The organism is Pseudomonas sp. FSL L8-0168 (assembly GCF_037976155.1).
In the GTDB taxonomy this organism is placed as follows: domain Bacteria; phylum Pseudomonadota; class Gammaproteobacteria; order Pseudomonadales; family Pseudomonadaceae; genus Aquipseudomonas; species Aquipseudomonas paracarnis.
Genome location: NZ_CP150262.1, coordinates 1,043,888 through 1,058,502, shown reverse-complemented (window position 1 = coordinate 1,058,502; position 14,615 = coordinate 1,043,888). Strand labels below are relative to the sequence as shown.

Here is a 14,615-nt window from a genome sequence, read left to right as displayed (position 1 = left end):
CGCCCCAAAGGGCATTCGATGAAAACACTGGCCAAACTTCCCGTCACCATCGTTACCGGCTTCCTTGGCTCGGGCAAAACCACGCTGTTGCGCCATATGCTCGACAACGCCCAGGGCCGTCGCATTGCGGTGATCGTCAACGAGTTCGGCGAGCTGGGCATCGACGGTGAAATCCTCAAGCAGTGTTCTATCGGTTGCACCGAAGAAGAAGCCAATGGCCGCGTCTACGAACTGGCCAACGGGTGCCTGTGCTGCACGGTGCAGGAAGAGTTCTTTCCGGTGATGCGCGAATTGGTCGCCCGTCGCGGTGACCTGGACCATATCCTCATCGAAACCTCGGGCCTGGCCCTGCCCAAGCCGTTGGTGCAAGCCTTCCAGTGGCCGGAAATCCGCAGCGCCTGCACCGTTGACGCGGTGATCACCGTGGTCGACAGCCCGGCCGTGGCCGCCGGTACCTTTGCCGCCTTCCCGGACCAGGTCGACGCCCAGCGCAAACTTGACCCGAACCTGGACCACGAGTCGCCGTTGCATGAGCTGTTCGCCGACCAACTGGCCAGCGCCGACCTGGTGATCCTCAACAAAAGCGACCTGATCAGCGCCGAAGACCTGGCCCGCGTGCGCCTGGAGGTCGCCGAAGAACTGCCGGCCGCGGTGAAGATCATCGAAGCCAGCAGCGGTCGCCTGCCTCTGGACGTGCTGATCGGCCTGGGCGCCGGTTCCGAGGAACATATCGACGGGCGTCACAGCCATCACGACCATCACCACGAAGGTGAAGACGACCACGATCACGATGCCTTTGACTCCATCTCCATCGACTTGCCCCAAGCCGATGAGGCGCTGCTGCTCGACGCCCTGACCCAATTGGTGGTGCAGCACGGCATCCTGCGGGTGAAAGGGTTTGCCGCGATCCCCAACAAACCGATGCGCCTGCTGATCCAGGGCGTGGGCACGCGCTTTGACAAGCACTTCGACCGTGCCTGGGGCGCTGACGAAGCACGCACCACGCGCCTGGTGCTGATCGGCCAGGAACTGGACGCCGCCGGCCTCGAAGCGCAATTGCGCGCTGCCCTCAGCGTTTAACCATGCACCTGCTCAGGACCCAACCCGGTGGTTTCGTCGCGGACGACAATATAGCCGACCTTGGCCAGACCCCCGCTGAACTGGTGATCCTGTGCAGCGGCGATTCCAGCCTGGCGCTGCTCGCCGAAGCCGCCCAGCAATTGCCCGAGGATTACCCCAGCCTGCGCCTGGCCAACCCGATGCAGGTGCAGAACCATGCCTCGGTCGACCTGTACGTCGACGAGGTATTGCGCCACGCCAAGGTCATCCTGCTGTCATTGCACGGCGGCATCGGGTATTGGCGCTACGGCATCGAGCGCCTGGTGGAGTTGGCCGAACGCGGCGTCACCCTGATTCTGGTGCCGGGTGACGACCGCCCGGACCCGGAACTCAGCAGCCTGAGCACCGTTGCGGCCGAACACCGCGAGCGCCTGTGGCACTTCCTGCGCCAAGGTGGCCTGGGCAATGCCCTGGATTTTTACCACTGCCTGGCCAGTGCCCACCTGGGACGCGACTATGCCTGGGCCGAGCCGCAAGCGCTGCCGCGCACGGCGATCTATCACCCGCACAACGCCAATGCCCGCCTCAATGACTGGCAGGCCGATTGGCACGCTGATTGGCCGGTGGCTGCGGTGCTGTTCTACCGCTCCCATTTACAGGCGGCCAATACCGGTTTTATTGATGTGTTCTGCCAGCGCTTACAGGCGGCGGGCCTCAACCCCTTGCCTGTCGCGGTGGCCAGTTTGAAAGAACCCGGCTGCCTCACGGTGGTCGAGGACCTGCTGGATGACGTGCAAGCCGCGGTAATTCTGAACACCACCGGCTTTGCCCAATCGAGCCCGGAAGCGCCGCATTTGCGCCCGTTTCGCCGCAATATCCCGGTGATCCAGGCGATCTGCGCCCAGGACAACCAGCCCGGCTGGCAGGCCAGCGAACAAGGCCTGGGGCCCCGCGACCTGGCGATGCACATTGCCTTGCCGGAGTTGGACGGGCGCATCATCAGCCGGCCGATCAGTTTCAAGGACCTGGCCTGGCGCAGCGAGCGCAGCCAGTCGGACGTGGTGTGCTACCGCGCAGCGCCCGAACGCATGGATTTTGTCGCTGAGCTGGCACGCCGTTGGGTCGAGTTGGCGCGGGTGCCCAATGCCGAGAAACGGATTGCGTTGATCCTCGCCAACTACCCGACCCGCGACGGTCGCATCGGCAACGGCGTAGGCCTGGACACCCCTGCGGCAGCGCTGAATATCCTGCGCGCCTTGCAAGCCGAGGGCTACCCGGTGGCGGAGCGGCTGCCCGACAGCGGCACCGCGCTGATCCACGAACTGCTCGGCGGCGTCACCAACGATCTCGACAGCCTCGACCTGCGCCCCTGCCATCAAAGCCTGAGCCTTGTGGAATACCAGGCGATGTTTGATCGTTTGCCGGCCTCCAATCGCCAGGCCGTGCTGGAGCGTTGGGGCGCGCCGCAAAACGATCCGATGTGCCGCGATGGCCGCTTGATGGTCGCCGGCCTGCGCCTGGGCCTGACCTTTGTCGGCATCCAGCCGGCCCGGGGTTACCAGGTAGATGCCAGCGCGGTGTACCACGACCCGGACCTGGTGCCGCCCCATGGCTACCTGGCGTTCTATTTCTGGCTACGCCATACCTACGGCGCCCACGGCGTGATCCATGTGGGCAAGCACGGCAACCTGGAGTGGCTGCCCGGCAAAGGCGTGGGCCTGTCGGAGCACTGCTGGCCGGATGCATTGCTGGGGCCGCTGCCGAATATCTACCCGTTTATCGTCAACGACCCGGGTGAGGGCGCCCAGGCCAAGCGGCGCACCCAGGCGGTGATCATCGACCACCTGATGCCACCGCTGACCCGCGCCGAAACCTACGGCCCGCTGCGTGACCTTGAGTTATTGGCCGACGAATATTACGAGGCGCAATTGCTCGACCCGCGCCGTGCGCTGGAGCTGCAAAAAGACATCCTCAAACTGGTGCGCGAAACCCGTATCGACCAGGAGCTTGAACTGGGCAGTGAGGCGGACGCGGCGGTGTGGCTGCCGCGCCTGGATACCTACCTGTGCGACTTGAAGGAATCGCAGATCCGCGATGGCCTGCATATCTTTGGCGAGTCGCCCGAGGGCCGCTTGCGTATCGACACCTTGCTGGCGCTGTTGCGCATTCCCCGTGGCGATGGCCGGGGCCCGCAGTCGAGCCTGCTGCGAGTGTTGGCCAAGGCATTCGACCTGGGGTTTGATCCGCTCGATTGCGCACTGGCCGAGCCCTGGACGGGGCGGCGCCCGTTGGTGTTGCAGAAGATTGACGATCAGCTGTGGCGTACGGCCGGGGATACCCGTGAACGTCTGGAGTTGTACGCGGCGCGCTTGATCGAGCAGGCACTGGAAGGCCCCATCGAACAGTTGGAAGAGCCCGGCTGGCAGGAGGTGAAGGCGGTGATCGAAGGCCTGCGCATCGTCGTCGCGCCACGCCTGGATGCCTGCGGCCCCGCAGAGATGCGTGGCTTGCTCGATGCCTTGAGTGGGCGTTTTGTCCCGGCGGGGCCCAGCGGTGCGCCGAGTCGCGGTCGGCTGGATGTGCTGCCTACGGGGCGTAACTTCTTTACCGTGGACGTACGCAACCTGCCAACCACCACGGCCTGGCGTCTCGGATTCCAGTCGGCCAACCTGATTCTTGAGCGGCACCTGCAAGACCACGGTGACCACCTGCGTCAGCTCGGCCTGTCGGTATGGGGCACTGCCACCATGCGCACTGGCGGGGACGATATCGCCCAAGCCATGGCGCTGATGGGCGTGCGCCCGGTATGGGCCACCGGCAGCCAGCGGGTGGACGATTTCGAGATCCTGCCGATCAGCTTATTGGACCGTCCGCGCGTGGACGTGACCCTGCGCGTGTCCGGGTTCTTCCGCGATGCGTTTGCCAACCTGATCCGCCTGTTCGATGCGGCGGTGCAGGCGGTGGCGGCCCTGGATGAACCCGACGACATGAACCCGCTGGCCGCCAAAGTGCGCAGTGAACGCCAAGCATTGCTTGAGGCGGGCCTGGATGAAGGTGCCGCGGCCAAGCAAGCCGGCTGGCGCATTTTCGGCGCCAAACCGGGTGCCTATGGCGCGGGCGTGCAGGGCGCGATTGACGGGCGCTTGTGGCAGAGCCGCGAGGACTTGGCCGAGGTCTACCTGAACTGGGGTGGCTACGCTTACGGGGGGGCTGACGAAGGCACTGCGGCCCGCGAGCAATTTGCCCAGCGGTTGAGCCAGGTGCAGGCGGTGTTGCAGAACCAGGACAATCGCGAGCACGACTTGCTCGACTCCAACGACTACTACCAATTCCAGGGCGGCATGCTGGCCGCCGTGGAAACCCTGAGCGGCGAAAAGGCCGCCAGCTACCATGGCGACCACAGCCAGCCGGACGTGCCGAAAATCCGCACCTTGAAAGAAGAGCTCAACCGGGTGATCCGTTCCCGTGCGGCCAACCCCAAGTGGATCGAAGGCGTGAAGCGCCATGGCTATAAAGGCGCGTTTGAAATGGCCGCGACCGTGGACAACCTGTTCGCCTTCGACGCTACCACCGCGCTGATTGACGATCACCAATACGCCTTGCTCGCCGATGCCTACCTGCTGGACCCTGATACCCGTGCCTTTGTGCAACAGCACAACCCAGATGCCCTGCGCGACATGACCGAGCGCATGCTCGAAGCCCAGCAACGTGGCTTGTGGCAGGCACCGGGAACGTACCGCGAAGCCTTGGAAAACCTGTTGCTGGACATAGAAGAAGACAGCTGAGTGATCGTTCCCACGCTCCGCGTGGGAATGCAGCCCGTGACGCTCTGCGTCACAAGAACGGACGCCGAGCGTCCAGCGAAGCGTTCCCACGCGGGAGCGTTGGAACGAGCTATTAAGAGTTGACTATGACTGATACTCCCCATTTCCCGCTGTCCGCCGTGGTCGGCGCCGATGACTTGAAGCTCGCGCTGTGCCTGGCGGCCATCGACCCGAAGATCGGCGGCGTGCTGATCGAAGGGCCACGGGGCATGGCCAAGTCGACCCTGGCCCGTGGGTTGGCGGACCTGCTGGCCAGCGGGCAGTTTGTCACTTTGCCCCTGGGCGCAACCGAAGAGCGCCTGGTCGGCACCCTGGACCTGGATGCCGCGCTGGGCGAAGGCCGCGCGCAATTCTCCCCCGGCGTGTTGGCCAAGGCCGACGGCGGGGTGTTGTACGTGGATGAAGTCAACCTGCTGGCCGACCACTTGGTGGACCTGCTGCTGGACGTAGCCGCCAGCGGCACCAACCTGATCGAACGCGACGGGATTTCCCATCGCCATGCGGCGCGCTTTGTACTGATTGGCACCATGAACCCGGAGGAGGGCGAGCTGCGCCCGCAGTTGCTCGACCGCTTCGGCTTCAACGTGGCCTTGAGCGGGCAAACCTTGCCCGCCGAGCGCGGGCAGATCATTCGGCGTCGCCTGGATTTCGACACTGACCCGGCGGCGTTCTGCGCGCAGTGGGCGCCAGCGCAAGCTGCCTTGCGCGAACGCTGCACCCTGGCGCGGGCACGGCTAGACAGTATCGCCCTGGATGACCAGGCGTTGGCCCACATCACCGAGCGCTGCTTTGCCGCAGGGGTCGACGGCCTGCGTGCCGACCTGGTCTGGTTGCGTGGCGCCCGTGCCCATGCGGCGTGGCGTGGCGCCGTAGCTATCGAGCAGGACGATATCGACGCGGTGGCGGAGTTCGCCTTGCGCCATCGCCGCCAGCAGCAAACCCCGGCAGGCGCGCCGCCCCAGCCGGATGACGGGCCGTCACCGTCACCCTCTGACCCCTCGCCCGGCCAAGGCCAGTGGGGCGATATGCCCGCACCCGCCTTGCCCACGGGCACCCGCCGCGATGTACCCACCTGGCCAAAAAAGCCCTAGGCATCCGCCCCCGAGCTGACACGGGGGCGGATGCCCGGCCCCAGGCGGGGCGATTGAACACTGGCCGGCAGGGCAAGGCCCGCAGCGCACAGCGCGGGGCGATCAATTGGCCGGGCACGTTGCTGGGTGGGCGGCCGCAATGCCGTGAGGACCTGCTGTTCCACCTGCGTAGCCGGTCGGCTCCTGAACTGTGGTTGGTGATTGTCGATGCCTCGGCGTCCACGCGGCGCCATCGGGCGTTGACCGATGCCAAGGGGTTGTTGGCTCAGCTGTTTGACGATGCTTATCGGCAACGGGCGCGCATGGCGTTATTGACGGCCAGCGGGCAATCGCCGAAGTGGCAGGTGCAAGGCTTGAAGGCGGCGAAAGGCTTGGCCGATTGGTTGGGGCAGTTGGGAGCAGGCGGCGGGACGCCGTTGCTGGCTGCGCTGACGGAGGCGGGGCATTGGTTGGCGGCACGGCGCAAGCGCTATCGGGCCGAGCAACAGAAGCTGCTGGTGGTGACCGATGGGCGGCTCAAGGCGACGGGCGCGCTGCCGCGGTTGGAGTGTCCAGGCATGCTGATTGACATCGAACGTGGGCCTATCAGGTTGGGGCGTGCTGAGGAATTGGCGGTCGGATTGCAGTTGGAGTATCAGCACATCGATAAGTTGTAGCGCCTGGGCTATCGCCATCGCAGGCAAGCCAGCTCCCACAGGGATAGGCGGCGCGTCAAACAGTGTGGCTTCAGTTGGAGTATCAGCACATCGATAAGCTATAGCGCCTGGGCTATCGCCATCGCAGGCAAGCCAGCTCCCACAGGGATAGGCGGCGCGTCAAACAGTGTGGCTTCAGTTGGATTATCAGCACATCGATAAGCTGTAGCGCCTGGGCTATCGCCATCGCAGGCAAGCCAGCTCCCACATTGTGGCGGCGCCGCCGGTTCCATGTGGGAGCTGGCTTGCCTGCGATGAGGCCCTCAATTACACCGCACACCTATCAGCCTGTCCCCGGTACATTCGGCCAAAGATCGGCCACCAGAAACAACCGCTCGGCTTCTTCCCACTCCTCACCGTTCGGCACCATGCGCACCAGCAACTGCGCCGGGGCCATCGGGTCCAGGTCTGCCAGCCAACCTTGCATCTGCACTTCACTCCACACTTTATCGGCCGGGTAATGCGCGGGCGCCAGCCAGGCATGGCGGGGCAGGGGTTGCCAACGGCCCTCTGGGCGGGTGCTGACAAAGTCTGTCCAGTCGCGCTGATGCAACCAGCGCCCACGCAGGTGCTGCGGGTGAGCGCCGAGGGGGGAGAGCGCCGCGCCGGGCCAGGGGTAGAGCAGATAGCCGCCGAGCCACAAATGCGCATCGAACGCTTGGATATCCAGCGCCGCCAAGGCCTCGCGGCTTTCTGCCCGCGCAGAGATTGGCAATTGATGCTCGGCCAGGTGTGCCAGCTTGCGGTCCAGCCGATCATGGCAGCCAGGCCCCAGCCATTGCGTAGCGTCCTGGCCGTTGCCGTCCTGCGGGCCCAGGTAGAGTTTGATCGCCAGTTCCAGGTGGTGCACCCCATCGCGGTCGCGCAGCAGCATGTCCAACTCGCCCAGCGTGTGCCCGGCACGGCGGATCGGCAGGTTGGCGGCCAGCAACTCCACACCCGGCGCCTGCTGCACCGCAAATTGCCACAAGCGCTCGTAGTACAGGCCCAGGCGCCGGGTACGTGCCAGGCTCAACCACTGCTGCAACGCGCTGCTGTCCTGGTCCAGCTGGCGCAGCCAGGCTTCGAGTTGGTGAGGGGCTTGCACCCAGTCACTGCCCGCCAGCGGATGGCGCTGCGGCCAAGGCGTCTGCGCCAGCATCGGTGGTGCGAGCATCACCCACGCCAGGTCGCGCACCTCGGGGTGGCGCAGTTGGCGTGGCAGGGTGTGCAAGTCGGGGAATGGCGTCATGGTCCGAGCATAGCCTTTTCAGCGCGCAGAAGGTGCCTGAGAACCATTGTCATCAAGGCGTGGCGGCGACAAAGGATTTTGCCTGAGACGGCCTTTCGCCCATAATCGCTCTTTTTGCCTCACCCCAGATCCCGCAGGAGCCCCATGGAGCAATTTCGCAATATCGGCATTATCGGTCGCCTGGGCAGTACCCAGGTGTTGGACACCGTCCGCCGGCTGAAGAAGTTTCTGCTCGAGCGCCACCTGCATGTGATCCTCGAAGACACCATCGCTGAAATCCTCCCTGGCCACGGCCTGCAAACCTCGTCGCGCAAGATGCTCGGCGAGGTGTGCGACATGGTCATCGTGGTCGGTGGCGATGGCAGCCTGCTCGGCGCTGCCCGGGCGCTGGCGCGGCATAACGTGCCGGTGCTGGGGATCAACCGCGGCAGCCTGGGGTTCCTCACCGACATCCGCCCCGATGAGCTGGAAGTCGAAGTGGCCAAGGTGCTCGACGGCCATTACCTGGTGGAGAACCGCTTCCTGCTGCAGGCCGAAGTGCGCCGCCATGGCGAGGCGATCGGCCAGGGCGATGCCCTTAACGACGTGGTGCTGCACCCCGGCAAATCCACGCGCATGATCGAGTTCGAGCTGTATATCGACGGCCAGTTCGTCTGCAGCCAGAAGGCCGACGGCCTGATCGTCGCCACACCCACCGGTTCTACCGCCTACGCGCTGTCGGCCGGCGGCCCGATCATGCACCCCAAGCTCGATGCCATTGTGATCGTGCCGATGTACCCCCATATGTTGTCCAGTCGGCCAATTGTGGTCGATGGCAACAGTGAGCTGAAAATCGTGGTGTCCAAAGACATGCAAATCTACCCGCAAGTCTCCTGCGACGGGCAGAACCATTTCACCTGCGCCCCCGGTGACACCATCACCGTGAGCAAGAAGGCACAGAAGTTGCGCTTGATCCACCCTCTGGATCACAACTACTACGAAGTGTGCCGCACCAAGTTGGGCTGGGGCAGCCGCTTGGGAGGTGGAGGCGACTGATGCTCGATCCCGCGCGTAGCTACGACCTGATTGGTGACGTGCACGGTTGCGCTCATACCCTTGAGCACTTGCTCGACCAATTGGGTTACCACAAGCAGGGCGGCACTTGGCGCCATCCGTCACGCATGGCGGTGTTCCTGGGCGATATCATCGACCGTGGCCCGCGCATCCGTGAGGCGCTGCATATCGTCCACGATATGACCGAGGCCGGCCAGGCGCTGTGCATCATGGGCAACCACGAGTTCAATGCGCTGGGCTGGACCACGCCGGCCCCGCCGGGCAGCGGCAAGCAGTTTGTGCGTGAGCACAACCCGCGCCACGCCCGCTTGATCCAAGAGACCCTGACCCAGTTCGAACACCACCCGGCCGACTGGCACGACTTCCTCGGCTGGTTCTACGACATGCCGCTGTTTGTCGACGCCGGGCGTTTTCGCGTAGTGCACGCGTGCTGGGATGACAGTTTTATCCAGCCGCTGCGCGCGACCTTCCCGGACGGCTGCATCGACCAACACTTCCTGCAAGCCGCCGCCGTACCGGGCAGTTTCGCCTGCAATGCATTCGATCGCCTGTTGCGCGGCACCGATATGCGCCTGCCCGATGGGCTCACCCTGACCGGTGGCGATGGCCTGACGCGTTCGTTCTTTCGCACCAAGTTCTGGGAAGACGACCCCAAGACCTACGGCGACATCGTGTTCCAGCCCGACGCCTTGCCGGAGCCGGTGGCACGCACGCCGTTGTCGTCCACACAAAAGAATTCTTTGCTGCGCTATGGCGTCGATGAACCGCTGTTGTTCGTCGGCCACTACTGGCGCAGCGGCAAACCCGCGCCGATCCGCCCGAACCTGGCCTGCCTGGACTACAGCGCGGTGCTGTACGGCAAGCTGGTGGCGTATCGACTGGACCAGGAAACCCAGCTGGATCCGCGTAAATTCGTATGGGTCGACGTTGAGCGACCAGAGGCCATTCCATGAGTACCGTAGCTGTATTGCGCTTGCCCCTGAGCGTCGACCTGGGGGGCTTCGTCAAGTTGCTGCACCGCATGCAGGTGCCGCACCGCGTCAGCGAGGAGGCCGGTGAACAGGTGCTGTGGGTGCCCGAGGCCATCAGCGACGACGTGCGCGTGCTGTATCAACGTTTCCCCGCTGGCGACCCCGACCAGCAACTGGACATTCCCGAGCAGGCGCCGGTTGCGCGGCCAGGTTTTGTCCAGCAGGTGCGCCACAGTCCAGTCACCGCGCTGGTGCTGTTGGCCAGCCTGATTGTGGGTGCGGTGACCCTGCTGGGTGAAAACCTGCAAACCATGGCCTGGCTGACCTTCCTGCCGTTCCGGGTGCTGGGCGAGTACATCCAGTTCACGCCGTTGGCTGACACCCTGGCCTCGGGGCAGTGGTGGCGCCTGGTCACGCCGATGCTGATCCACTTCGGCATCCTGCATCTGGCGATGAACGGCATGTGGTACTGGGAGCTGGGTCGGCGCATTGAAGCGCGCCAGGGCAGCATCAACCTGCTGGGCCTGACCCTGTTGTTCAGCCTGGTCTCCAACTACGTGCAATACGCCTACGGTGGCCCCGGCTTGTTTGGCGGCTTGTCTGGCGTGTTGTACGGCCTGCTCGGGCACTGCTGGATCTTTCAATTATTGTCGCCCAACCCGGCCTATCGCCTGCCCCGTGGGGTGCTGGTGATGATGCTGGTGTGGTTGTTGCTCTGCCTGTCGGGGCTGGTCTCGATGATCGGTTTCGGCGAAATCGCCAACGCGGCCCATGTGGGCGGGTTGGTCATCGGTTGCTTGACGGGTTTGCTCGGCGGTTTGTACAACCGTCGCAAAGCGTCTCTTTGATAAGGAAGAGCCTTATGTCCTCTTTTGCTGAAATGATCGAAAACATCACCCCGGACATCTACGAGAGCCTCAAGCTCGCGGTAGAGATCGGCAAATGGTCCGATGGCCGCAAGCTCACCGCCGAGCAGCGCGAATTGTCGTTGCAAGCGATGATCGCCTGGGAGATCCAGAACCTGCCCGAAGAGCAGCGCACCGGCTATATGGGCCCGCAGGAGTGCGCGTCCAAATCCGCGCCAGTACCGAATATCCTGTTCAAGTCGGATGCGATCCATTGATTGAAATTGGTCGCGGTGCAGTCAGCAAAATGTCGGCGCAGCTCGGTGAGCCGACCGTTCAATACGCCTTTCGCTTAGGAAGCACCGAGGTGCCGGTCAATCCGCTGATCGGTACCCATATCCGCCTGGAATACCTGGGCGCGATTCATTGCAGCCATTGCGGGCGCAAGACCAAGACCAGCTTCAGCCAGGGCTACTGCTACCCCTGCATGACCAAGCTGGCCCAGTGTGACCTGTGCATCATGAGCCCCGAGCGTTGCCATTACGACGCCGGTACCTGCCGCGATCCGGGCTGGGGCGAGACATTCTGCATGACCGACCACGTGGTGTACCTGGCCAACTCGTCGGGCATCAAGGTCGGCATTACGCGTGCTACGCAGTTGCCCACCCGTTGGCTGGACCAGGGCGCCAGCCAGGCGCTGCCGATCATGCGCGTGGCGACACGCCAGCAATCGGGCTTCGTCGAAGACCTGTTCCGCAGTCAGGTGGCCGACAAGACCAACTGGCGCGCCTTGCTCAAGGGCGACGCGCAAGCGGTGGACCTCAAGCAGGTGCGTGATGGGCTGTTCGCCTCTTGCGCCGAGGGCTTGCTGGGTTTGCAGGAACGCTTTGGCCTGCAAGCCATCCAAACCATTGCCGACATCGAGCCGATTGAAATCCGCTACCCGGTCGAGCAGTATCCGACCAAGATCGTCAGCTTCAACCTGGACAAGAACCCGATTGCCGAAGGCACGCTGCTGGGGATCAAGGGCCAATACCTGATCTTCGACACCGGCGTCATCAACATTCGTAAATACACGGCCTATCAGCTCGCCGTGCATCAGTAGAAGGATCCCCAGCATGCGCACCGAACAACCGAAGATGATTTACCTTAAGGACTATCAGGCGCCGGACTACCTGATCGACGAGACGCACCTGACCTTCGAGTTGTTCGAGGACCACAGCCTGGTCCACGCGCAGCTGGTGATGCGCCGCAACCCCGAGCGCGGCGCCGGTTTGCCGCCATTGGTGCTCGATGGCCAGCAACTTGAGCTGTTGAGTGTCAACCTGGCCGACCAGCCGTTGACGGACGCTGACTACCAGCTGACCGACAGCCACCTGACCGTGCAGCCCAAGAGTGAGACCTTCACCCTCGACACCACCGTCAAGATCCACCCAGAAACCAACACCGCCCTGGAAGGCTTGTACAAATCCAGCGGTATGTTCTGCACCCAGTGCGAGGCCGAAGGTTTCCGCAAGATCACCTATTACCTCGACCGCCCGGACGTGATGAGCGTGTTCACCACCACGGTGATCGCCGAGCAGCACAGCTACCCGGTGCTGTTGTCCAACGGCAACCCGATCGCCAGCGGCCCCGGTGAAGACGGCCGGCACTGGGCGACCTGGGAAGATCCGTTCAAGAAGCCGGCGTACCTGTTTGCGCTGGTGGCCGGTGACCTGTGGTGCGTTGAAGACAGCTTCACCACCATGACCAACCGCGAAGTCGCGCTACGCATCTACGTCGAGCCGGAAAATATCGACAAGTGCCAGCACGCCATGACCAGCCTGAAAAAATCCATGCGCTGGGACGAAGAGACCTACGGCCGCGAGTACGACCTGGACATCTTCATGATCGTCGCGGTCAACGACTTCAACATGGGCGCCATGGAGAACAAGGGCCTTAACATCTTCAACTCCAGCGCCGTGCTGGCCCGCGCCGAAACCGCTACAGACGCCGCTCACCAGCGCGTCGAAGCCATCGTCGCCCACGAATACTTCCATAACTGGTCGGGCAACCGCGTGACCTGCCGCGACTGGTTCCAACTGTCGCTCAAGGAAGGCTTCACCGTGTTCCGTGACTCGGGCTTCTCTGCCGACATGAACTCGGCCACGGTCAAACGCATCCAGGACGTGGCGTACCTGCGTACCCACCAGTTCGCTGAAGATGCCGGCCCCATGGCCCACGCCGTGCGCCCGGACAGCTTTATCGAGATCTCCAACTTCTACACCCTGACCGTGTATGAAAAGGGCTCGGAAGTGGTCGGCATGATCCACACCTTGCTCGGTGCCGAAGGCTTTCGCAAAGGCAGCGACCTGTATTTCGACCGCCATGACGGCCAGGCCGTGACCTGCGACGACTTCATCAAGGCCATGGAAGACGCCAACGGCGCCGACCTCAGCCAGTTCAAGCGCTGGTACAGCCAGGCCGGTACCCCGCGCCTGGCGGTGAGCGAAGCCTACGATGCGGCGGCCAAGACCTACAGCCTGACCTTCCGCCAGAGCTGCCCACCCACTCCGGATAAGGTCGAGAAGTTGCCCTTCGTGATCCCGGTGGCGCTGGGCTTGCTGGACGGGCAGGGCGCCGGCATTGCCTTGCGCCTGGCCGGTGAAGCGACGGCGGGCGACACTTCGCGGGTAATTTCGGTAACCGAAGCGGAACAGACCTTTACCTTCGTCGACATCGCTGAAAAACCCTTGCCTTCGTTGCTGCGTGGTTTCTCGGCGCCGGTGAAGCTCAGCTTCCCCTACAGCCGCGATCAACTGATGTTCCTGATGCAGCACGACAGCGACGGTTTCAACCGCTGGGATGCCGGCCAGCAGTTGGCCGTGCAGGTGTTGCAGGAGCTGATCGGCCAGCATCAGGCGGGCCAGCCGCTGAAGCTTGATCAACGCTTGATCGACGCGCTGCGCACGGTGTTGAGTGATGAAAGCCTGGACCAGGCCATGGTCGCCGAAATGCTCTCGTTGCCGAGCGAAGCCTACCTCACGGAAATCAGCGAGGTGGCGGATGTGGACGCTATCCACGCTGCCCGCGAGTTTGCCCGCAAGCAACTGGCCGACAACCTGTTCGAAGGCTTGTGGCTGCGCTACCAGGCCAACCGCGAGCTGTCCAAGCAAACGCCTTACGTGGCAGAAGCCGAGCACTTCGCCCGGCGTGCGCTGCAGAACATCGCGCTGTCGTACCTGATGCTCAGCGGCAAGCCAGAAGTGTTGGCGGCCACCCTGGATCAGTTCGACACCAGCGATAACATGACCGAACGCCTGACGGCGTTGGCGGTGTTGGTGAACTCGCCGTTCGAAGCAGAGAAAGCCCAGGCCTTGGCGGTGTTTGCCGAAAATTTCAAGGACAACCCGCTGGTCATGGACCAATGGTTCAGCGTACAGGCCGGCAGCACCTTGCCGGGCGGGCTGGCGCGGGTCAAGGCGTTGATGGAGCACCCGGCGTTCACCATCAAGAACCCCAACAAGGTGCGCGCACTGGTGGGCGCATTTGCCGGGCAGAACCTGATCAACTTCCATGCGGCGGATGGCTCGGGCTATCGCTTCCTGGCCGACCTGGTAATCCAGCTCAATACCTTGAACCCGCAGATCGCCTCGCGCCAACTGGCGCCGCTGACACGCTGGCGTAAATACGACAGCGCCCGGCAGGCGCTGATGAAGGCGGAGCTGGAGCGCATCCTGGGTGCGGGTGAACTGTCCAGCGATGTGTTTGAGGTGGTCAGCAAGAGCCTGGCGTAACCCTCACTGCCTTAACGCGATCCCCCTGGGGGAGCGGGCTTGCTCGCGAAGGCGGCGTGTCAGTCGACAT

11 protein-coding genes are annotated in these 14,615 nt (G+C 63.7%); 10 read left to right on the top strand and 1 reads right to left on the bottom strand.

Features of this window, described 5'->3' with window-relative positions; genetic code table 11:
• Positions 1 to 18 precede the first annotated feature (18 nt).
• The 4 genes from cobW to MHH62_RS04365 all read left to right on the top strand — a co-directional run bounded on the left by cobW (position 19) and on the right by MHH62_RS04365 (position 6,630).
• A complete protein-coding gene (cobW, locus tag MHH62_RS04380) occupies positions 19 to 1,080 on the top strand; it encodes a cobalamin biosynthesis protein CobW (protein WP_014718278.1) in 1,062 nt (353 codons plus the stop codon).
• Positions 1,081 to 1,082: 2 nt separating this feature from the next.
• A complete protein-coding gene (gene cobN, locus MHH62_RS04375) occupies positions 1,083 to 4,844 on the top strand; it encodes a cobaltochelatase subunit CobN (protein ID WP_339232564.1) in 3,762 nt (1,253 codons plus the stop codon).
• 125 nt (positions 4,845 to 4,969) lie between these two features.
• The gene (locus MHH62_RS04370) at positions 4,970 to 5,974 is read left to right on the top strand and encodes an AAA family ATPase (RefSeq protein WP_339232563.1); all 1,005 of its coding nucleotides are present in this window, start codon (positions 4,970 to 4,972) and stop codon (positions 5,972 to 5,974) included.
• Positions 5,975 to 6,027: 53 nt separating this feature from the next.
• The gene (locus MHH62_RS04365) at positions 6,028 to 6,630 is read left to right on the top strand and encodes a VWA domain-containing protein (protein ID WP_019820242.1); all 603 of its coding nucleotides are present in this window, start codon (positions 6,028 to 6,030) and stop codon (positions 6,628 to 6,630) included.
• Positions 6,631 to 6,952: 322 nt separating this feature from the next.
• On the opposite strand, the gene MHH62_RS04360 is transcribed toward MHH62_RS04365, so the two are convergent.
• Positions 6,953 to 7,900, bottom strand: a complete 948-nt coding sequence (locus tag MHH62_RS04360) for a DUF1853 family protein (protein ID WP_339232562.1) — start codon at positions 7,898 to 7,900, stop codon at positions 6,953 to 6,955.
• A gap of 144 nt (positions 7,901 to 8,044) precedes the next feature.
• Between MHH62_RS04360 and MHH62_RS04355 the strand changes: the two genes are divergently transcribed.
• From MHH62_RS04355 to pepN, 6 genes are read left to right on the top strand one after another with little or no spacing between them, the layout of a single operon-like run.
• The gene (locus MHH62_RS04355) at positions 8,045 to 8,935 is read left to right on the top strand and encodes an NAD(+) kinase (protein WP_003217892.1); all 891 of its coding nucleotides are present in this window, start codon (positions 8,045 to 8,047) and stop codon (positions 8,933 to 8,935) included.
• Complete coding sequence (locus MHH62_RS04350) at positions 8,932 to 9,906, top strand: metallophosphoesterase (protein ID WP_161793215.1); 975 nt, start codon at positions 8,932 to 8,934, stop codon at positions 9,904 to 9,906. The genes MHH62_RS04355 and MHH62_RS04350 overlap by 4 nt, the downstream gene beginning before the upstream one ends.
• On the top strand, positions 9,903 to 10,772 hold the full coding sequence (locus MHH62_RS04345; protein WP_019820232.1) for a rhomboid family intramembrane serine protease: 870 nt from the start codon (positions 9,903 to 9,905) through the stop codon (positions 10,770 to 10,772). Before MHH62_RS04350 ends, MHH62_RS04345 begins: the two co-directional genes overlap by 4 nt.
• Before the next feature lie 14 nt (positions 10,773 to 10,786).
• Positions 10,787 to 11,047, top strand: coding sequence for a DUF1315 family protein (locus MHH62_RS04340; RefSeq protein WP_003190750.1), 261 nt, complete (start codon positions 10,787 to 10,789; stop codon positions 11,045 to 11,047).
• On the top strand, positions 11,044 to 11,874 hold the full coding sequence (locus MHH62_RS04335) for a DUF2797 domain-containing protein (RefSeq protein ID WP_032903556.1): 831 nt from the start codon (positions 11,044 to 11,046) through the stop codon (positions 11,872 to 11,874). Before MHH62_RS04340 ends, MHH62_RS04335 begins: the two co-directional genes overlap by 4 nt.
• A 13-nt stretch (positions 11,875 to 11,887) precedes the next feature.
• Entirely contained in the window at positions 11,888 to 14,545 is a 2,658-nt protein-coding gene (gene pepN / locus MHH62_RS04330) for an aminopeptidase N (RefSeq protein ID WP_019820227.1), read from the top strand.
• Positions 14,546 to 14,615 lie beyond the last annotated feature (70 nt).